Consider the following 18534-nt stretch of genomic DNA (forward strand, 5'->3'; position numbering starts at 1 on the left):
TTCAGGCGATTTCGGCTCGCAGCCAACGTTTCAGGCCGGCAATATCGCCATCGTCGACAGCCGCCGCCACGCGCCTGCCGACCGCCGCCCCGAATTTATAGCCATGGCCCGAGCAGGCCGAGACGATCATGCACTTGCCCGTCTCATGCGCCAGGAATTTCTCATCGTCCGTGAATGTGTAGGCGCAGGTGACCACTTCGGTCACCTCATACTCCTCGATGCGGGCGATCGGCGGCGAAAACAGGTTGCGGATCGCCTCGCCCTCGCCCGGCACCGGCTGCCGGTTCCAGTCGGCGTCGCTGGTCGGCACCCTGTGCAGGCCTGAACCGAATTTCATGCCGGCACCTCGGGTCAGCGGGATCATGTAGCCGTCGGTCTTGCCGCCGACATCAAGGACCACGGGCGCAACTTCCCAGACGGCCTTGAGGTCCGCCGGCGGTTCGACATAGGCGAGCGCGGTTCGGTACGTCTTCAGTTGGCCGCCGAGTTCGGGGAACAGTTTCAACACCCAGGCGCCCGCAGCGACGACGATGCGGTCGGCCTGCATCGTCTCGCCGGACGCGAGCACGATATGCCCTGCCTCGGGCTCGACCTCAGTCACCTTGCTGTTCTCGTAGACGTTGGCGCCGTTGGCGCGCAGCCACTTGGCCAGGCCGGACGCGATCTTGCGGCAATGCAGCGCGCCGCCTTCCGGCGAAAAATAGGCGTAGCGGAACGAGCCCGGCTCCAGGAAAGGCCAGCGTTCGACCGCGGCATCGGGTTCCAGCAGATCGAACGGATAGTTTCCCTCCTTCAGCCCTTCCCGGTATTCCTCGGCTTCGTCGCCCGGTTCGCGCGACACGCAGAGAAAGCCCCTGGAATCGAGATGGTTCTCGCCGAGGTCGGCCCACATCTCGTCCCAGGCTTCATAGGCCTCGCTGATCAGCCGGCCGTAGCCGGTCCCGGCCCGGTAGGCACGGCGAATGATGCGGTGATGGTCGCCGGATGCCGCCAATGGATTGGGGATCGGCCCCTGCTCGACGATGGAAACGCTATGGCCGGCCTTGACCAGCGACCATGCGGTGGAGAGACCGGCGATGCCCGCGCCGACAACGATCACATTCATCAAATCAGACTTTCCGCAGCCGTTGCGGCTGGCTCAACGCATTGGATTGCGGGCGCCAACATACGGTCTGGAACCAGGCTGGCAAGCCGCGCTATTGGTCTGGCATGACCAAATTGACGCCATCCTACCTCGCCTTTGATCCAGCGACCCGTCGCCTGAGGCTTGACCCGCACGAGCGGGCTTTCTTCCAGGATCCTTACGAGGCCTACGCGTTCCTGCACGATGCGTCGAACGCCTTTTTCTGGGAAGAATTCGGGTTCTGGTGCTTTGGCGGCTTCGACGATGTCAACAAGCTGTTGCGCGACCGCCGCTTCGGCCGTCAGAATCCGGCGGGCATTCCCGACAGTCGAGGGGTCGGCCGGGATAGGACACATCTCAAGGCATTCGACGGCATCGAAGCCAATTCCATGCTCGAACTGGAGCCGCCGGTGCACACGCGGCTTCGAACACTGGTCAACCGCGCCTTCGTCTCGCGCCAGGTCGAACGGCTGCGGCCGCGTGTAGAGGCGCTCGCCAACGAACTGATCGATCGTTTCGAGCCGAGCGAGCAAGTCGACCTGCTGCCCGCCTTCGCTTCTCCCCTGCCCATCACCATCATCGCCGAGATGCTCGGCGTGCCGGTCGAAATGGGATCGCAACTGCTCGACTGGTCACATCAGATGGTCGCCATGTACGTGCATGGCCGTACCCGCGAGACCGAGGAGACGGCCAATCGCGCCGCGCAGGATTTCGCCGATTTCCTGCGCGGCACCATCGCCGAGCGGCGCAAAAATCCCGGCGACGACCTGCTGTCGCTGCTTATCTCGGCGCAGGAGGACGGCCAAAAACTGTCGGAAGACGAAATGGTGTCCTCGGCGATCCTGCTGCTCAATGCCGGCCACGAAGCGACCGTGCACCAGACCGGCAATGCGGTGCGCACGATCCTTGCGCAAGGCGGCGACCCGCGGCGTTTCATCACCTCACCCGAGGCAACCGCGGCCGCTGTCGAGGAATGCCTGCGCTTCGATGCGCCGCTGCACATGTTCACGCGTTACGCCTACCAGGAGATCGAAATCGCTCCCGGGATCGTCGTGCAGCCCGGCCAGACGATCGGTCTGCTGCTTGGCATGGCCAACCATGACCCTCATGCCTTTGCCGAGCCGCGGGCCTTCCGGCCGGATCGTGCCGACCAGAAGAACGTGTCGTTCGGCGCCGGCATCCATTTCTGCATCGGCGCGCCTCTGGCCAGGCTCGAATTGCAGGTGTCGCTGAGAACCTTGTTCGAGCGGCACCCAAAGCTCCGTCTTGCCGAAAGCCCAAGCTTCCGCGACACGTATCATTTCCACGGGCTGGAAGCGCTCACCGTCGGCTTCTGAAGAAGCGCAGGCCTGGGCTGTTAACTGCGCGCAGCAAAGTGATCACAGCCTGATCACATACTGCTTGCGGGTGATTTCAAGCACTTCCCAGCTCCCCTTGAAGCCAGGCCGCAGCACGAAGCTGTCGCCGGCCCTGACGGTGCGCGCTTCGCCACCCTCCTCTTCGATCACCGAAACGCCGGAGAGGATGTGACAGAATTCCCATTCGTCGTAGGCGATGCGCCACTTGCCCGGAGTCGATTCCCAGATACCGGCATAAAGGCCGCCTTCGCGCTCCTCGACATTCCAGGTGCGGAATTTCGGATCGCCCGAGATCAGGCGATCGGGCGCCGGCGCGCCTTCTTCGGCGTCGACAGAGTCCGTAGATATCGTCAGGTAATGCGCGGACAGGATTTGCCTCCATGAAAGAACCGGCCTCGGGCCGGCTCACCCTACCCCCGGCGCTTTGCGCCGATCCTCCAACGAGGGAGAGAATAGATCAAACTTTGGCGAGTGCCTGTTCGAGGTCGGCGACGATGTCGGTGACGTCCTCGATGCCGATGGACAGCCGCACCGTGTCCGGTCCCGCACCCGCCTTGACCTTCTGCTCGTCGGACAGTTGTCGGTGCGTGGTCGACGCCGGATGGATGACCAAGGACTTGGTGTCGCCGACATTGGCCAAGTGCGAGAACAGTTCCAGCGCTTCGACGAATTTGACGCCGGCCTCGTAACCGCCCTTGAGGCCGAAGGTGAAGACCGCGCCGGCGCCTTGCGGCGAGTATTTCTTTTGCAGGGCGTTGTTCTTGTCGCTGGGAAGGCCGGGATAGTTGACCCAGGCCACCTTGGGATGGTTGGACAGCCAACCCGCGACGGTGATCGCATTGTCGCAGTGGCGTTGCATGCGCAGCGGCAAGGTTTCGAGGCCTGTCAGAATGAGGAAGGCGTTGAACGGCGAGATCGCCGGGCCGAGATCGCGCAGGCCAAGCACGCGCGCGGCGATGGCGAAGGCGAAATTGCCGAAGGTTTCGTGCAGCACCAGGCCGCCATATTCGGGGCGCGGTTCTGACAGCATCGGGTACTTCCCTGATTTCGACCAGTCGAACGTGCCGCCATCGACGATGGCGCCGCCGATCGAGTTGCCGTGACCGCCAATGAACTTGGTCAGCGAATGGACGACAATGTCTGCGCCGTGCTCGATCGGTCGGATCAGGTAGGGTGAGGCCAGGGTGTTGTCGACGATCAGCGGCAGGCCATGCTTGCGCGCGATGTCGCCGATCTTCTCGATATCGACGAAGGTGCCGCCGGGATTGGCCAGACTCTCGATGAAGATCGCCTTGGTCTTGTCATCGATCTGGCTCTCGAAGGTTGACGGATCGTCCGCTTCGGCCCAGCGCACCTCCCAGCCGAAGTTCTTGAAGGCATGGCCGAACTGGTTGATCGAACCGCCATAGAGCTTGTTGGCGGCGACGAAATTGTCGCCCGGCTGCAACAAATTGTGGAACACGATTACCTGGGCGGCGTGGCCGGATGCGACCGCTAGGGCGGCCGTGCCACCCTCGAGCGCCGCTATGCGCTCTTCGAGCACCGCCTGCGTCGGGTTCATGATGCGGGTGTAGATGTTGCCGAAGGCCTTCAGCCCGAACAGTGAGGCAGCATGGTCGGCATCGTCGAAGACAAAGGAGGTCGTCTGGTAGATCGGCGTGGCGCGCGCGCCGGTGGCCGGATCGGGCTTGGCGCCGGCATGGACGGCGAGCGTGTTGAAACCGGGCGTGCGGGTCACTGAAACCTCCCTCGAAAAAACTTCTGAAATTCGCCGGCCATTCTTGGCCAAGCTCGACCACGAATGCAAAGAAGAAAATACCCTTCGGCGTTTCATCTTCGACCACGCAGCAGGAAAATGCGGCTCCTGCCGGAATAATTTTGCGCCTTCCACTTGTCTATTTTTGCCGCACGCCGAAACTCTGGAACCCCGACCGCATCAGCGGCTTCTTCGACGACAGCACACCGGAATTGACCCCGGTCCAGCCGATCTCGCCGGACAACTTGCCATATTCGATCTTGGGGCAGCGGTTCATCACCACCTTGATGCCGGCAGCTTCGGCGCGCGCGGCGGCCTCGTCGTGGCGCACGCCGAGCTGCATCCAGATCACTTTCGGCAGAGGATCGAGCTTCAGCACCTGGTCGACAACGCCGGGCACCGCCGCCGAGGCGCGGAAGATGTCGACCATGTCGACGGGCTGCGCAATCTCGGCAAGGCTGCCGTAGACCGTGCGGCCGAGTATCTGCTTGCCGGCATGGCCCGGATTGATAGGAAACACCTCAAACCCCTTGGCCAGCAGGTATTTCAACACGAAATAGCTTGGACGCACGTCGTTGGCAGACGCGCCGACCATGGCGATGGTCTTCACCGAATTGAGGATGCCGGCGATGTAGGCGTTGTCATAGCTATCGTGATTCATGGCTCGTCCTCATACAACGCCTCGGCGAGAAAGCCATCAGGATCACTGCTGAAATCGCGCATCATGCGGAAGTGGTCCGTATCCCGAAAATCGGTCGAATCTAACCCGAACCGGCCGATGCGGAACAGCCGCGCGCCGGGACAGGCCATCAGCAGCGGCGAATGCGTCGCCATGATCACTTGCGCAGTGCCCGACCGGTCCATGCGCCGCAGCATCTTGAGAAGTTCGATCTGGCGCGATGGAGACAGCGCACTTTCGGGCTCGTCGAGGATGTAGATGCCTTGCCTGCGGCAACGTTCCTCGAAGAAGCGGATGAACCCTTCGCCATGCGACCAGGACAGAAAGTCGGGCGGAGATGGCTTGAACGGATCTTCCAGGGCCACCTGGTCGAGATAGCGAGCCACCGAGTAGAAGGTTTCGGCGCGAAAGAACCAGCCGGCGGTGACTTTTGGCAACCAATGGCCACGGAAGGTGTCTGCCAGCGCGGCACCACTCTTGTCGATGGCGCCGGAATGGTCGACGGGCCGGTAGCCCTTGCCGCCTCCGGCTTCGTCGTAACCGGCGAGCGCGCCGATCGCCTCGAGCAATGTCGATTTGCCGGTGCCGTTCTCACCGACGATGATGGTAATCGGTGTGGTGAATTCGAGTTCGAAGGCATGACCGCGAAACAGCGGCAGGTTCCACGGGTATTTTTCCCAATCGGTCACCCGCTCGGAATCGAGCAGAATGCGCTTGAGATAGGGCGCCTTGAGCCGCGTCAACTGCCTGCGGTAAGCCATCAATCGGGCAGCGAGATGGTGCCGTCTTCCGCGATCGGAAAGGCCGGGTTGTGCGCCACTTCCCAGACATGTCCGTCGGCATCGGCGAAATAGCCGTACCAGCCGCCCCAGAAGGCACGGCCTGCCGGCTTGACGATGCGGCCGCCGGCCTTTTCAGCCATCGCAAGCACCGCGTCGACTTCGGCATCGGAGCGGGTGTTGTAGGCGAGATAGACGGCGGAAGGCCCCTTGGCGAAGGTGATGCCGGAATCCTCCTCGGCGCTGGCGCGCGGGAACGGGCCGAGGATAACACCACCCATCTGGAAGAAGGCGACGCCATCGGTGATGCCGGCATGGCGCTTCAGGCCCATCGTCTCGTAGAAGCGCACCGCACGATCGAGATCGTCGGTGGCGATGGTGATGATGGAGATGCGCGGCTCCATGATTTTCGTCCTTATTCGTCGGTCCATTCCGGCTTGCGTTTGCCGATGAAGGCGCCGATGCCCTCCTGGGCGTCACGCGCCAGCATGTTCTCGACCATGACCCGCCCGGTATAGGCATAGGCATCCGCCAGCCCCATCTCGGCCTGCGCGTAAAACGCTTCCTTGCCGGTCTTCACCACCGAAGATGATTTTGAAGCAATGGTTTGCGCGTATTTGTTGACAATCTGATTCAGGTACTCGCGCGGCACGACGCGGTTGACCAAGCCGAACTCCTTGGCGGTCGCGGCATCGATGGTTTCGCCAGTCAGGAGCATTTCCATGGCGTGCTTGCGCGAGACGTTGCGAGACAGCGCCACCATCGGCGTCGAGCAGAACAGGCCGATGTTGACGCCCGGCGTGCAGAAGGTCGCCTCATGCGAGGCGATGGCGAGGTCGCAACTGGCGACAAGCTGCAGGCCGGCGGCGGTGGCCAAGCCATCGACTTCGGCGATCACCGGCTTGGGGTGGCGCACGATCGCCTGCATCAGCGTGGCGCAGGCGGCAAACGTCTCTTCGAAGAAGGCCTTGCCGCGATCGGCGTCGGCGCGGCGCGCTGTCATCTCCTTGAGATCGTGGCCGGCGCAGAATACCTTGCCGGCCGCCGAAAGCACTATGACGCGAACGGCCTTGTCGGCCCTGGCACGGTCCAGTTCCTCGGTCAGCGCCGCCATCGCCGCCAGGGAAAGCGCGTTAGCGGGGGGATTGGCAAGCGTCAGGCGCAGCACGCCCTTGTCGAGGCTGGCAAGGACGGGGCCTTCGGCGGCCGGCTTGATGGCGACGATTTCAGCCATATGAAACCTCTTTGTCTGCCCCGCTTGGCGGGCCATGGAGCAAAAGAACTAGCATGCTGCCGATTGAAGAACAGCCGCGCGGCGTGTTTTCTCCATGGCAACATTTGGCCCAGGCATCTCTCGCCCGAAGCTCTCATATTTCATATAGGAAACCGCCCATGCCCGCCCAAAGCAATCTGACGCCCGTGCTGACCGCGGCCGAAACCAACACGTTGATGAATAGCGTCTATCCGCAGCTCAACGAGCAGTTCCGCTTCTATGAGGTGCTCGACGTGTTCCCCGGCGGCTGCACGGTTCGGCTCAACGCCTCCGGGCGGCACCTGCGCCCCGGCGACACGGTGTCGGGCCCGTCGCTGTTCACGCTTGCCGACATAGGCGGCTATGCCTGCGTGCTCTCTCATGCCGGCCCGGACGCGCTCTCGGTCACCACCAATCTCAACATCAACTTCGTGCGCAAGGCGCAAGCCGGGCCGGTCGAGGGCCATTGCCGGATCCTCAAGCTTGGAAGAAGCCTGATGGTGTTCGATATCGACATCGTCGCCGGCCCGGAGGGACAAACGGTTGCACATGCGACCGGCACCTATTCGATCCCGCCGCAACGATCTTAGCGATTGAACCAATAGGCATGCCGGAGGCTAAGATGGAGAACCATTCGCGCTAGTCGAAAAAGAGACTAACACCGCTTTCGGTATCCGCTTCCCCCATATCCCTGGCCACGAAATGATTGTCGCCCTCCCTGATATATGCGAGTCGCTTGCCGAATGGGGCTATCTCGTCTCGGTGCCGTTCATCGACAATGACAGCGCAGTCGTCAGGGCTAACGTCACTTTCGAGCGCGGCCCGCAAGGGAATCGAGGCAAGCACTCACCAAACCAGGTACGCAGTCCCACAAGATGTGGTAAAATAATACCTTTAAGCCAAGCGTTTGTTTTCGCTATACTTTCTTTGACATCCGCTTTCTCACTCGCCTTGACGTGATCCTCGCCCTCCCCTATAAGCCCTCACGAAGCAGCGGCCCGGAAAGGCCGCCGTTTTGTTATTGGCGGCGGGCAAACGCTTTTCGCCAATCCAAGCAACAAGAAACGCCTTCCTTATCGTTTGTGGATTGGGGAAGGTCCGAACCGAAAGCAGAAAACATGACAACCTTTTCGCAGAAGCCTGCGGATGTGGTGAAAAAGTGGATCCTGATCGACGCCGAAGGTCTCGTCGTCGGCCGTCTCGCCACCGTTATCGCCAATCATCTTCGCGGCAAGCACAAGCCGACCTTCACCCCGCATGTCGACGACGGCGACAATGTCATCGTCATCAATGCCGACAAGGTGGTGTTCACCGGCAAGAAGTTCACCGACAAGGTCTATTATTGGCACACCGGCCACCCCGGCGGCATCAAGGAGCGCACCGCGCGCCAACTGCTTGAAGGCCGGTTCCCCGAGCGTGTCGTCGAGAAGGCCGTTGAGCGCATGGTTCCGCGTGGCCCGCTCGGCCGTCGCCAGATGAAGAACCTGCGCGTTTATGCAGGTGCCGAGCATCCGCACGTCGCCCAGCAGCCAGAAGTCCTCGACGTGGCCAAGCTGAATTCCAAGAACAAGAAGGTCGCATAAGATGGCTGAGCTTTCCTCGCTCGCAGAACTGGGCGCCGCCACCGGCAACACCAATACGCAGGCCGCGGCACCCGTCCATGTCCAGAAGCTCGACAAGTCGGGCCGCGCCTATGCCACCGGCAAGCGCAAGAACGCCATCGCGCGCGTTTGGGTGAAGCCGGGTTCGGGCAAGATCGTCGTCAACGACAAGGAATTCGCGACCTATTTCGCGCGTCCGGTCCTGCAGATGATCCTCAACCAGCCGATCATCGCCGCCAACCGCTCGGGCCAGTACGACATCGTCGCCACGGTCATCGGCGGCGGCCTTTCGGGCCAGGCCGGCGCTGTGCGTCACGGCATCTCAAAGGCGCTGACCTATTACGAGCCGGCGCTGCGTGCCGTGCTCAAAAAGGGCGGCTTCCTGACCCGCGACAGCCGCGTCGTCGAACGCAAGAAATACGGCAAGGCGAAGGCCCGTCGTTCGTTCCAGTTCTCGAAGCGCTAAGCGCACCGCAGCTTCACAATCGAAAGGCCGCCTCCGGGCGGCCTTTTTGCGTTGCGCATCACTATCGAGCGGAATGGTCGGAGTCGCGGATGAACAGGAACGCGCAAAGTGCCGAGCCGGCCACCGCGAACGCCGAGGCCAGGAATGCCAGTTGCATGCCCTCGATCGTGCCCAGTGCCAAGGCAGACCCGAACAGCGCCACCCCGATCGCGCCACCCGACTGGCGCACGGTGTTGAGCACGCCCGATGCCGTTCCCGACATCTCCGCCGGAACGGAAGACAAGAGCGCGGTGGTCATGGCCGGTACGGCAAGGCCGATGCCGACCGGCAGGAACAGCAGGCGCCACAGCAGCGACAGGTAGGACGTATCGGCCTGGATCAGCGCCATCAGTCCGAAACCGGCTGCTGCGACGAACAGGCCAATCGCCATGGGCAATCGTGGGCCATGGTTCGCGGCAAGGCGCCCGGCGGCAATGTTCGACACGGTGACGGCCGCCATGAACGGCAGAAAGGCGAGCCCCGTCATTTCGGGAGAAAAATGCCTTTCCTGCTGGAAATACAGGCTGAGCATGAAGATCGTCCCATAGAGCGTCAGGTTGACCGCCAGTCCGACGAGGCTCGTCACAGCCGGCACGCGGCTGGCAAAAAGACCGAGCGGAAACATCGGCGCCCTCGTACGGCTCTCGACCAGCAGGAACAGGCTTGCGGCCACCACAGCCAACACCAGTCCGCCAATGACCGGCATTGAGATCCAGCCCCACGAACCGGTTTCGATAAAGGCTCCGGTCAGCGAAAACAGCGCCAGCACGACAAGTCCTTGCCCCATCCAGTCGATCGGCGGCCGCTCGGCCTTGAGCGGCGTCTCCTGCAGAAACCGATAAGCCATCCAGATGGCGAGAGCGCCAATGGGCAGGTTGACCAGAAAGATGCTGGCCCAGCCAAGCGACGCGACCATGAAGCCGCCGAGCACCGGCCCTGCCGACAGCGCGATGCCGCCCGCCGCCGTCCACAGCCCCACGGCGCGTGCCCGGCGCGCCTTGTCGGACGCGTAGGCGCGATTGAGGAGTGCCAGCGAACACGGCATCAGCAAAGCGGCACCCGCGCCTTGTGCAGCGCGCGCCGCAATCAGCAACCAGGCACTCGGAGCCAGGCCGCAAACCAGCGAAGCGATGCTGAACAGCGCCATGCCGCCAACGAAAACGCGGCGGGCGCCGACCCTGTCGCCGAGCGCGCCGCCGGCGAGCAGCAGCGAGGCGAAGGCAAGCGTGTAGGCGTCGACGACCCATTGCAGGCCGCCGATCCCCATCGACAGCCCAGTACCGATCCTGTTCAGCGCGACGTTGACGATGGAGACATCGAGTTGCACGACCACGAAGCCGAGGCTGGTCGCAGCAACGGTGGCGGCATAGGCGGCAGGGCGCTTGAGAACGATGGTATCGGGCATGCCCATGGATAACGGGTTTCCGCTGACACCGTTGCGTCAGCAGGCGCCGGCCTGCGACAATCAGGCTGGAACTTCAGCCGCGGCAAATCAATTGATGCTGGCGGTCGCGGCAGGTTCGACGCGTTCGCCCGTCCCGGCATAGGGCACGCGAAAACCGTTCGCGGCGAGCCAGCCTATCGCCGCCTTCGGCTCATCGGTCTGGATGATGGTGGCGCCGCGATCAGCCCAGAAGCCCCAGGCTTCACGCGGCAGGTTCGCCTGAACCGCCAGTTCATCGCCCCGGCCGCCGGCAAGGAAGCCGCCCGGCTTGTTGACGATGGCGTAGGTGTCGGCCCAGATGTGCCAGTCACCCCTCACAGCGGCCGCGCGCATGCGCGTGCTGAACAGCGGCCCGCCAGTCTCGGTCAACGTCTCCGCGCCGGCGCGCCAGTTGATCAGCTCGATCGCGCGCGGCGCAAAAGCATGGTCGACCGTCGCGGCGAAACCGGCGTCATGCACTGCGTCGTCGGCGATGATCGGCATGAAGTGGACGCCGCCGCCGACCGCTTCCATGGCAGTCTTCACAGTAGCGATCCTGGTCTGGTTCCACAGGTTTTCCTTGACGATGACCTGATCGGCCATGCCGAGATCTCGCGCCACCGCGACCATACCCGACAGGTCCCCAACCTCGAGCTTGTTGTCGAGATTGATGAGGATCTTGTCGCGGGTCGCCAGCAGCATCTCGCGCAGCGTCGCGACTGTCTCGTCGGTGACGGCGCCCGTGCCTTCGATCACCAACCGGCAACTCTTCAGTTCGGCCAGCGTGTACTTAACCACCTCACCCTTGCAGGTCGTGGTGCGATCAAGCCAGCTGTCATGCATGACGACAAACTCGCCGTCCTTCGAGCGCCGGATGTCGACCTCGACGATCTCGGCGCCGATCGCGATCGAGCCTTCGACGGCGGCGACCGAATTTTCCGCATAGAGCGTCTTGCCGGCCTGCATGCTGCCGGCGCGATGCGCGGCCACCATGACGTGGTCGCGCCACTGGTTGGCATGTTCGAAGCGGTCGAGGATCTGCCTCGCACGGGTTTCGCCCGCCATTGACTGGCTGGCGGAAGCCGCCAGCGTGACTGAAAACAGAAGGCTCGGCCAGAAGGTCCGCATCGAGAATCGCTCCATTCCGGATCGAACCGGGAATAGGCGATGCCCGTGACGTCTAGGTGAACGAAGCCGGCTAGCGGTTGCCGCGATATGTCGCCTCAGATGCGTTTCGACAGTCGGCGGAACCAGGCCATCGCAGGCATCTCGACGAAATGCCAGGTGATCCAGGAGACACCTATCGTGGCAAGGAGCATGACGAGGATCGCAACGTCCCCCGCCCAGCCGGCGCCGAAGCCGGTCGCCGGCTCTCCGCGCAAGACGATGTCGCCGACAAGACCGAGGCCGAGCTTGCGCTCGACAAGGCCGGCGACGTTGATCATGCGCGCCTGGACGAAGATGTGGACCATGTAGATCGAGTAGGACAGCGCGCCGAGCGTCAGCATGAATGGGGTTCTCAGAAAGACACTGATCCAGCCGCCCTCATGAGCAAAGAGAAACAGCGCCAGCGCGAACACCAGCGGTGCAGCGATCCCGGCATCATTGTCGCCCGCCAGCGCGACGAAAAGCACAATGACAGCCGCCATGACGATTTCGGCAACGGTCCAGCTCAGCAGCGGACCGGTCCGGGCAAGCGCCTGTCGCGCGCCTGCAATGGAATCATGCTGGAACCAGGCAAGCAAGGCGCCGAGCGAGAAGCCGTACAGGCAGCGTATGAAACCGAAATCGAAGGACACATCCATATGGTGGGTCGAGAAGCCAAGCAGGAACAGTGGCGCGGTGATGGCGGCGGCGACGAACCACACCCAGGCCCGCGCGCCTGCGGTGAGGACCACGCCGGCGAACAACAGATAGGCGAAGAACTCCGCCGAAATGCTCCAGCTTGGCGCATTCCAGGTCAATTGATCCTCGAAACCGACCCCCTGGAGCAGCAGCAGATTGGCAAGCAGGCTCTCGAGGCTGAAGCCGCCGGTGAAGGGAGCGGCACCGGCGCCATGCAACTGTGGCAGCATCAGCCGCAGCAGCTCGAAACCGGCAAAACCGGCGAGCATGAGAAGGTGCAGCGGATAGATGCGGCCGAAGCGCACCAGCGCGAAGCGTGCAACCTCCCGCGGCTGGTTCAGCCGCCCGCCATAGGAGCTGGCGATCACGAAACCGGAGAGAACGAAGAAGAAGTCGACAAACAGATAGGACGAACCGACAAAGGCGCTTTGCGAAATCGTCGAACCGGTCGGGAAGTGGAACAGCGCCACCAGCAGGGCGCAGATGCCGCGCCACGAATCGAGAACCAGGAACCGCTCACCCGCCACCGTGCCGGCCTGGATCGACGCCGCGCCATGGGGAGAATCAAGAAACGCGGTCTGCGTCATGATGATACAATCCTGTCTCGCGGCGGCACCGCGGCCGCGCCGTTTCGTTTCCCCAAGCTGTGACTGGCATGTTGCGTGCCGGTTCTGTAGTTGTTGCACCCCGATGAAAATCAAGGATCCGTAATGGCGAACAAGAACATCGACCATGCCTTCACAGCCCGCTCAAAAACGGGTGCTTCGCTGGAGCCGACCTATGCCGGCGCGCTGTCATTCATGCGACGCAGATACACGAAGGATGTGAAAGGCGCGGACGCTGTGGTTTGGGGCATCCCTTTCGATGCCGCCGTCACCAATCGGCCCGGCGCGCGTTTCGGGCCGCAGGCGATCCGCCGCGCCTCGGCAATCCTCGACAATGATCCGCAATATCCCTTTTCGCGTGATCTGTTCGAGCACCTCGCGGTGGTCGACTATGGCGATTGTCTGCTTGATACCGGCAACCACCAGAAGACGCCGGGGACGATCGAACGCGAGGCGGCCAAGATCCTGAAGTCAGGTGCTTTCCTGCTGTCGCTGGGCGGCGACCATTTCGTCACCTGGCCCCTGCTCAAGGCACATGCCGCAATCCATGGCCCGCTCGCTCTGGTGCAGTTCGATGCGCACCAGGATACCTGGGAGGATGACGGCAAACGCATCGACCACGGATCCTTCGTCGGCCGCGCGGTCAAGGAAGGCATTATCGATCCCGACCGCTCGATCCAAATCGGCATCCGCACCCACGCGCCCGACACGTTCGGCATCAAGATCCTCTACGGTCACGAGATCGAGGAGATGCGTGCGTCCGACATCGCCTACGCCATCGTCGACAGGACGGGCGGCAAGAAGACCTATCTCACCTTTGATATCGACTGCCTTGATCCTGCCTATGCACCCGGCACCGGCACGCCGGTCGCCGGCGGGCCGTCCTCTGCAAAGATCCTGTCGACGCTGCGCCAGCTCAACCAGATCGATATTGTCGGGGCCGATGTCGTGGAGGTTGCGCCGGCCTACGATCACGCCGATATAACGGCGATTGCCGGCTCGATGATCGCCATGCAGTATCTCGGCCTGCTGGCCGAGCGGAAAGCACGGCTCGAAGAGCTGAACAACGGCAGCCACAACGGCGCCGCCGTGAATCAAGGCAACGGCATATAGTTTTCGATATCAGGGAATTTGATCAGCCAATGAAACCGAAAATCTTCATCGACGGCGAGCACGGCACCACCGGCCTCCAGATCCGGGCGCTGCTTGCCGAGCGCGGCGACCTGGAGATCATCTCAATTCCTGCCGAGCGCCGCAAGGAAACGGCGGCGCGAGCCGAATTCCTCAATGCCGCCGACGTTGCGATCCTGTGCCTGCCGGACGATGCGGCGAAGGAGAGTGTCTCGCTGATTTCCAACGAGACCACCAGGGTCATCGATGCATCGACCGCGCATCGCGTCGCGCAAGGTTGGGAATATGGCTTTGCCGAGATGGACAAGGAGCAGGCGAAGAAGATCGGGGCGGCAAAACGCGTCGCCAATCCTGGCTGCTGGCCGCAAGGACCGATCGCGACGCTACGGCCGCTGATCGCCGCCGGCCTGCTGCCTGCGGATTTCCCGGTCACCGTCAACGGCATCTCGGGTTATTCGGGCGGCGGCCGCCCGATGATCGAGGACTATGTCGCCAAGGGCGAGGCCGCCTCTGAATTCCTGCCCTATGGGCTCACCCTCCAGCACAAGCACGTGCCGGAGCTCAGGGCCTATGCGAAACTGTCGCACGATCCGATCATGCAGCCTGCGGTGGGCAATTTCGCGCAAGGCATGATCACGGTGGTGCCGCTGCAGCTCGGTGGTCTCGACCATGTGCCGACCGGTGCGGAACTCCATGCAGCCATCGCCGACCATTTCGCCGCCATCAAGGGCGGCGTGGTCGAAGTGGCGCCCTATGCGCATCTGGAACGCATTCCGGAGATCGATCCGGAAATCTACAATGGCACCAACCGTATGAAACTCTACGTCTTTGCCAATGACAAGCGCGCGCAGGCCCTGCTGCTCGCCGTTTACGACAATCTCGGCAAAGGGGCATCGGGGGCTGCCGTGCAGAACATGGACCTGATGCTCGGTCTCTGATGGCGGCACCGGCATTTCCGGACCGCTGGAAGGTCAGCGCGCCCGAGCTCATCGCCGAAACCTTTTCGAGCCGCATCTGGAAGGTGCGGCGCGAGGACGGGTCGCCGGCGATCGTCAAGGCGCTGAAGCCATTCGACGATGTAGCGGACGAGTTGCGCGGCGAGCATTTCCTTGCCTGGCGGCGGGGCGAAGGCGCCGTGCGGCTGCTGGGCCGCGACGGGCACTCCAAGCTGCTCGAATATGCCGGGGAGACCATGCTTTCCAAGGTTCTCGATGAGCAGGGCGACGATGCCGCGACTGCAATCGCGGCCGAGGTGATGGCAAAGCTGCTTTCGCCATCGGACCACCCTGCCCCGGCCGACCTGCAGCCGCTTCGAGAACGGTTTTCGAGCCTGTTCAAGAAAGCCGCGACCGACCGCGACGCCGGCCATGTCAGCATCTATGTCGAGGCCGCCGCTATCGCCGATCGGCTGCTGGACGATCCGCGCGACATCCGGCCGCTGCATGGCGATCTGCACCACGAAAACATTCTGCACGGGCCGCGCGGCTGGCTGGCGATCGACCCCAAGGGCATTTTTGGCGATCCCGGCTTCGACGCCGCGAACATGTTCTACAACCCTCTTGATCGCGACGACCTTTGTCTCGATCCCCCGCGGATTGCCGGGATGGCCGAAGTCTTTGCGCGAACGCTGGGCCAGACGCCGGCGGCAATACTGGATCACACCATCGCCTATGGCTGCCTGTCGGCCTCGTGGCACCATGAGGACGGCAACGCGGTCGAGGAGAACCGCGAACTGTCGGTCGCAGCAGCGATCCGAACGGTACGGCTCGGCTTCTGATCCGTGCCGCCTTGCGTCAGGCGGAATTCTACGGCGACAAGGCGCAGTCGGGCGCTCTAGACGTGACCTGCGAGACTCAGCGCCCGACGGCGATCTCGTGGGGCAAGGAATAGGCGCCCTTGGTGCCGCGCCAATGCGCGGCGGCAAACCCCAGCACGATCAACGCGAATCCCTGATGGGCCAGCGCCAAGTGCAGCGGCACATGCATCAACAGCGTGCCGATACCGATGGAGGCCTGCACCAGCACCAGGGCAAACAACAGTGTCGCGCGGCGGGAATGCGTTGAACCGGGCAGACGGCGACGCGTGGCGATCATGTGCCACAGGGCGACGACGAACACCGTGTAGGCGCCGATCCGGTGCACGAACTGCACCGTCTTGGGGCTTTCGAAGAAATTGCGCCATGCCGGCTCCAGGATCAGCAGATCGCCGGGGATGATCTTGCCGTCCATCAGCGGCCAGGTGTTGTAGCTCAGGCCGGCGTCGAGCCCGGCCACCAGACCGCCGAGATAGATCTGGATCAGCGCCAGAAGCACTATGAAACCAGCCAGTTTCTGGGTCGAGCGATCGGCCGCAGGCTCCGAATGCGGCGCAAGGCCGCGCGCGACGACCATGGTGGCCGTGAAGATCAACGCGGCAAGCGTCAAATGGGTGGCAAGCCGGTACTGGCTGACCGAGACGCGGTCGACCAGGCCCGAGGCGACCATCCACCAGCCGATGGCGCCCTGCAGACCGCCGAGAAGCAGGATGCCGACCAGCTTCGGCCCCAGTCCGCGCTCGATATGGCGCGCCGCCCAGAAGAACAGCAGCGGCAAGGCAAAGACCAGACCGACGCTGCGCGCCAGGAGACGATGTGCCCACTCCCACCAGAAGATCGACTTGAATGCCTCGATGCTCATGCCCTTGTTGAGCTCGGCATATTGCGGGATCTGCTGATAGCGCTGGAATTCCTCTTGCCATTCTGCGTCGTTGAGCGGCGGGATGACGCCGTGGATCGGCTGCCACTCGGTGATCGACAGGCCGGACTCGGTGAGCCTTGTGGCGCCGCCGACCAGCACCAGCGCGAACAGCACCAGAAGCACGACGTAGAGCCAGCCACGCACCAGCGCGCGGTTGTGCAGATCGCGGTCACGCGCCTCGTAAGGCGCGGCAGTAATGGCGGCCATGGATTTATCCCGGCAGGTTGAGGTCGCGGATTGGTGGACCATCGCATTCCCGCATGCAAGACCGGATGGCGCGGCACGCCGTCGCGCCGCGTCTGCCGGGTTGCGCAGCTTCGCGACAGGTTCTATGCGAAGCCGACACATTGAGCTGGGCCGCACCTTCACCCAGCTCCAGGAGGCCAACCATGCCCGTGCGCCTGAAAAAGCTGATCGGAATGTTCCTGCTGGTGGGGCTTGTCATCATCTATGCGCTGGTCGCATCGATCTTCGCGGTCGCCCGACTGTCCGAGGCGGGCCCGTGGACGCATTTCCTGTTCTTCCTGCTGAGCGGCCTGCTCTGGGTGCTGCCGGCGATGGGCATCATCAAATGGCTGATGCTGGAGCCCCGACCCAAGCGCTGAACCGTGGCCGGCCGCCGTCAGACGGTGACCACCATCTTACCGGCGTTGGCGAGCGGCGTCGTCACGCCCGACAGCATGGTGCGGATGTGGGCGAGGTTCTGATAACGGCCGTTGACCGAGATGCGCGGCAATGCGTGCAGGAAACCGGCGTGTTCGGCGCGCAGCACGCCGTGGCGGGTGGTCACGGCCGAAGTGTAGCCGGCATCGCGGACAAAACCCACTTCACGGCAGCCGACGGCGCTGGCATAGCCGTAGGGATAGGCGAAATGGCGCGGCTCCTCGCCCAGCTCGGCTCGCAGGATGGACTTCACCCCGACGATTTCGTGCCGCGCATCGGCTTCTGAAAGCCGCTTCAGATTACTATGGTTGATCGTATGGGCGCCGATCGTCACCAGCGGATGCGCTGCGACCGCGCGGATCTGCGACCAGGTCATCAGGGTGTCTACGCGCGGCCGGTCGGCGTCGACGCCGTTCGCATGCGCCAGTTCGCGCAGCACGGCGCGCAGGTCCTCCTCGCGAATCTCGGTGGTGAGATAGGTGTGCAGCCGTGCGATGGCCTGGAGCTTTTTGGCCGGGCTGGTGCAGTCGATCGTCGTTTGCCCGTCGGGCGTCGTCAGGGTCAGGCGATCGCCCGCGTTGACGAGATCCTCGACCACGTCCCACCACAGATCCGCAGTGCCGTTGATCAGCCCGGGAGCCACATAGATGGTGATCGGCGCGCCGTGCTTTTCGAGTACCGGCAAAGCCTCGGTCATGTTGTCGCGATAGGCGTCGTCGGCGGTGATGGCGGCGAATTGGCCGCCCTTGCCGCGCGCCGCGATACGCTCCACCGCCTCGTCCATCGAGACGAAGGCGTAGCCATCCGCCTTCAGGCCGGCGATCATGGCGTCGAGGAAGCCGGGCGCAATGTTGAGATGACGGTTGACGCTGTCCGGCTTTTCGGGCTTTGCCGTAACGCGGTGCAGCATGAGGATGGCGCCAATACCGCCGACCAGCGGTTTGGCCAGCGGTGCGAGGCCGGTATAGCGGGCGACGTTGAGCGCCAGCTTTCGGAGTGCCTCCCCGCCGTCGATCATTCCTTCACCTTTTGCGCCTAGGCTGAACCAAGCACGGATACGCCTGAGCGCCCCCAAATCG

20 protein-coding genes are annotated in these 18534 nt (G+C 63.1%); 8 read left to right on the forward strand and 12 right to left on the reverse strand.

The window, feature by feature from the left end; genetic code table 11:
* Position 1: 1 nt before the first annotated feature.
* On the reverse strand, positions 2 to 1105 hold the full coding sequence (locus tag LB551_RS04825) for an NAD(P)/FAD-dependent oxidoreductase (RefSeq protein WP_224658399.1): 1104 nt from the start codon (positions 1103 to 1105) through the stop codon (positions 2 to 4).
* Between the two features lie 104 nt (positions 1106 to 1209).
* On the opposite strand from LB551_RS04825, the gene LB551_RS04830 reads away from it, so the two are divergent.
* Complete coding sequence (locus LB551_RS04830; protein WP_224658400.1) at positions 1210 to 2460, forward strand: cytochrome P450; 1251 nt, start codon at positions 1210 to 1212, stop codon at positions 2458 to 2460.
* Between the two features lie 42 nt (positions 2461 to 2502).
* Here the strand turns inward: LB551_RS04830 and LB551_RS04835 are convergent, their stop codons facing one another.
* From LB551_RS04835 to LB551_RS04860, 6 genes are all read right to left on the reverse strand, one after another.
* On the reverse strand, positions 2503 to 2850 hold the full coding sequence (locus LB551_RS04835; RefSeq protein WP_263495713.1) for a cupin domain-containing protein: 348 nt from the start codon (positions 2848 to 2850) through the stop codon (positions 2503 to 2505).
* An 88-nt stretch (positions 2851 to 2938) separates the two neighbouring features.
* The gene (locus LB551_RS04840; RefSeq protein ID WP_224658401.1) at positions 2939 to 4219 is read right to left on the reverse strand and encodes an O-acetylhomoserine aminocarboxypropyltransferase; all 1281 of its coding nucleotides are present in this window, start codon (positions 4217 to 4219) and stop codon (positions 2939 to 2941) included.
* Between the two features lie 157 nt (positions 4220 to 4376).
* Complete coding sequence (locus LB551_RS04845) at positions 4377 to 4898, reverse strand: CoA-binding protein (protein ID WP_224658402.1); 522 nt, start codon at positions 4896 to 4898, stop codon at positions 4377 to 4379.
* Positions 4895 to 5677, reverse strand: a complete 783-nt coding sequence (locus LB551_RS04850; protein ID WP_224658403.1) for an AAA family ATPase — start codon at positions 5675 to 5677, stop codon at positions 4895 to 4897. Before LB551_RS04850 ends, LB551_RS04845 begins: the two co-directional genes overlap by 4 nt.
* Positions 5677 to 6099 (reverse strand): VOC family protein, encoded by a 423-nt coding sequence (locus LB551_RS04855; protein ID WP_224658404.1) that lies wholly within the window; start codon positions 6097 to 6099, stop codon positions 5677 to 5679. The genes LB551_RS04850 and LB551_RS04855 overlap by 1 nt, the downstream gene beginning before the upstream one ends.
* Positions 6100 to 6110: 11 nt before the next feature.
* Positions 6111 to 6929: an enoyl-CoA hydratase gene (locus LB551_RS04860; RefSeq protein WP_224658405.1), complete on the reverse strand. Its 819-nt coding sequence runs from the start codon at positions 6927 to 6929 to the stop codon at positions 6111 to 6113.
* 158 nt (positions 6930 to 7087) lie between these two features.
* Here LB551_RS04860 and LB551_RS04865 point away from each other — a divergent pair, with 158 nt between their 5' ends.
* The 3 genes from LB551_RS04865 (at position 7088) to rpsI (ending at position 9014) form a co-directional block, all read left to right on the forward strand.
* Positions 7088 to 7537, forward strand: coding sequence for a PaaI family thioesterase (locus LB551_RS04865; RefSeq protein ID WP_224658406.1), 450 nt, complete (start codon positions 7088 to 7090; stop codon positions 7535 to 7537).
* Between the two features lie 528 nt (positions 7538 to 8065).
* Positions 8066 to 8530, forward strand: a complete 465-nt coding sequence (gene rplM / locus LB551_RS04870; RefSeq protein ID WP_010915638.1) for a 50S ribosomal protein L13 — start codon at positions 8066 to 8068, stop codon at positions 8528 to 8530.
* A gap of 1 nt (position 8531) precedes the next feature.
* The gene (rpsI, locus tag LB551_RS04875; RefSeq protein WP_140493960.1) at positions 8532 to 9014 is read left to right on the forward strand and encodes a 30S ribosomal protein S9; all 483 of its coding nucleotides are present in this window, start codon (positions 8532 to 8534) and stop codon (positions 9012 to 9014) included.
* A gap of 61 nt (positions 9015 to 9075) precedes the next feature.
* Here the strand turns inward: rpsI and LB551_RS04880 are convergent, their stop codons facing one another.
* The 3 genes from LB551_RS04880 to LB551_RS04890 all read right to left on the reverse strand — a co-directional run bounded on the left by LB551_RS04880 (position 9076) and on the right by LB551_RS04890 (position 12908).
* Positions 9076 to 10464, reverse strand: a complete 1389-nt coding sequence (locus LB551_RS04880; protein ID WP_224658407.1) for an MFS transporter — start codon at positions 10462 to 10464, stop codon at positions 9076 to 9078.
* An 81-nt stretch (positions 10465 to 10545) separates the two neighbouring features.
* Entirely contained in the window at positions 10546 to 11604 is a 1059-nt protein-coding gene (locus LB551_RS04885) for a glycerophosphodiester phosphodiesterase family protein (RefSeq protein ID WP_224658408.1), read from the reverse strand.
* Positions 11605 to 11699: 95 nt separating this feature from the next.
* Entirely contained in the window at positions 11700 to 12908 is a 1209-nt protein-coding gene (locus tag LB551_RS04890; RefSeq protein ID WP_224658409.1) for an acyltransferase family protein, read from the reverse strand.
* A gap of 123 nt (positions 12909 to 13031) precedes the next feature.
* Between LB551_RS04890 and speB the strand changes: the two genes are divergently transcribed.
* From speB to LB551_RS04905, 3 genes are read left to right on the forward strand one after another with little or no spacing between them, the layout of a single operon-like run.
* Positions 13032 to 14039, forward strand: coding sequence for an agmatinase (gene speB, locus LB551_RS04895; RefSeq protein WP_140631572.1), 1008 nt, complete (start codon positions 13032 to 13034; stop codon positions 14037 to 14039).
* Positions 14040 to 14068: 29 nt separating this feature from the next.
* Positions 14069 to 14995, forward strand: coding sequence for an N-acetyl-gamma-glutamyl-phosphate reductase (argC, locus tag LB551_RS04900; RefSeq protein ID WP_224658410.1), 927 nt, complete (start codon positions 14069 to 14071; stop codon positions 14993 to 14995).
* Positions 14992 to 15834, forward strand: coding sequence for an aminoglycoside phosphotransferase family protein (locus tag LB551_RS04905; RefSeq protein ID WP_224658581.1), 843 nt, complete (start codon positions 14992 to 14994; stop codon positions 15832 to 15834). The genes argC and LB551_RS04905 overlap by 4 nt, the downstream gene beginning before the upstream one ends.
* Positions 15835 to 15910: 76 nt before the next feature.
* Here LB551_RS04905 and LB551_RS04910 read toward each other — a convergent pair whose 3' ends face one another.
* Positions 15911 to 16999, reverse strand: coding sequence for a COX15/CtaA family protein (locus tag LB551_RS04910; RefSeq protein WP_224658411.1), 1089 nt, complete (start codon positions 16997 to 16999; stop codon positions 15911 to 15913).
* 182 nt (positions 17000 to 17181) lie between these two features.
* Here LB551_RS04910 and LB551_RS04915 point away from each other — a divergent pair, with 182 nt between their 5' ends.
* Entirely contained in the window at positions 17182 to 17397 is a 216-nt protein-coding gene (locus tag LB551_RS04915; RefSeq protein WP_224658412.1) for a DUF2842 domain-containing protein, read from the forward strand.
* Between the two features lie 17 nt (positions 17398 to 17414).
* On the opposite strand, the gene LB551_RS04920 is transcribed toward LB551_RS04915, so the two are convergent.
* Positions 17415 to 18473: a polysaccharide deacetylase family protein gene (locus tag LB551_RS04920; protein ID WP_224658413.1), complete on the reverse strand. Its 1059-nt coding sequence runs from the start codon at positions 18471 to 18473 to the stop codon at positions 17415 to 17417.
* Positions 18474 to 18534 lie beyond the last annotated feature (61 nt).

The sequence above is a fragment of the Mesorhizobium sp. BR1-1-2 genome, from assembly GCF_020165435.1.
Lineage (GTDB): Bacteria > Pseudomonadota > Alphaproteobacteria > Rhizobiales > Rhizobiaceae > Mesorhizobium.

Excerpts from the sequence above, each read along its gene's own strand:
- LB551_RS04825 (WP_224658399.1), bottom strand. The coding sequence starts at position 1,105 with ATGAATGTGATCGTTGTCGGCGCGGGCATCGCCGGTCTCTCCACCGCA.
- LB551_RS04830 (WP_224658400.1), top strand. The coding sequence starts at position 1,210 with ATGACCAAATTGACGCCATCCTACCTCGCCTTTGATCCAGCGACCCGT.
- LB551_RS04845 (WP_224658402.1), bottom strand. The coding sequence starts at position 4,898 with ATGAATCACGATAGCTATGACAACGCCTACATCGCCGGCATCCTCAAT.
- LB551_RS04850 (WP_224658403.1), bottom strand. The coding sequence starts at position 5,677 with ATGGCTTACCGCAGGCAGTTGACGCGGCTCAAGGCGCCCTATCTCAAG.
- LB551_RS04855 (WP_224658404.1), bottom strand. The coding sequence starts at position 6,099 with ATGGAGCCGCGCATCTCCATCATCACCATCGCCACCGACGATCTCGAT.
- LB551_RS04860 (WP_224658405.1), bottom strand. The coding sequence starts at position 6,929 with ATGGCTGAAATCGTCGCCATCAAGCCGGCCGCCGAAGGCCCCGTCCTT.
- LB551_RS04865 (WP_224658406.1), top strand. The coding sequence starts at position 7,088 with ATGCCCGCCCAAAGCAATCTGACGCCCGTGCTGACCGCGGCCGAAACC.
- rplM (WP_010915638.1), top strand. The coding sequence starts at position 8,066 with ATGACAACCTTTTCGCAGAAGCCTGCGGATGTGGTGAAAAAGTGGATC.
- rpsI (WP_140493960.1), top strand. The coding sequence starts at position 8,532 with ATGGCTGAGCTTTCCTCGCTCGCAGAACTGGGCGCCGCCACCGGCAAC.
- LB551_RS04880 (WP_224658407.1), bottom strand. The coding sequence starts at position 10,464 with ATGGGCATGCCCGATACCATCGTTCTCAAGCGCCCTGCCGCCTATGCC.
- LB551_RS04885 (WP_224658408.1), bottom strand. The coding sequence starts at position 11,604 with ATGCGGACCTTCTGGCCGAGCCTTCTGTTTTCAGTCACGCTGGCGGCT.
- LB551_RS04890 (WP_224658409.1), bottom strand. The coding sequence starts at position 12,908 with ATGACGCAGACCGCGTTTCTTGATTCTCCCCATGGCGCGGCGTCGATC.
- speB (WP_140631572.1), top strand. The coding sequence starts at position 13,032 with ATGGCGAACAAGAACATCGACCATGCCTTCACAGCCCGCTCAAAAACG.
- argC (WP_224658410.1), top strand. The coding sequence starts at position 14,069 with ATGAAACCGAAAATCTTCATCGACGGCGAGCACGGCACCACCGGCCTC.
- LB551_RS04910 (WP_224658411.1), bottom strand. The coding sequence starts at position 16,999 with ATGGCCGCCATTACTGCCGCGCCTTACGAGGCGCGTGACCGCGATCTG.
- LB551_RS04915 (WP_224658412.1), top strand. The coding sequence starts at position 17,182 with ATGCCCGTGCGCCTGAAAAAGCTGATCGGAATGTTCCTGCTGGTGGGG.
- LB551_RS04920 (WP_224658413.1), bottom strand. The coding sequence starts at position 18,473 with ATGATCGACGGCGGGGAGGCACTCCGAAAGCTGGCGCTCAACGTCGCC.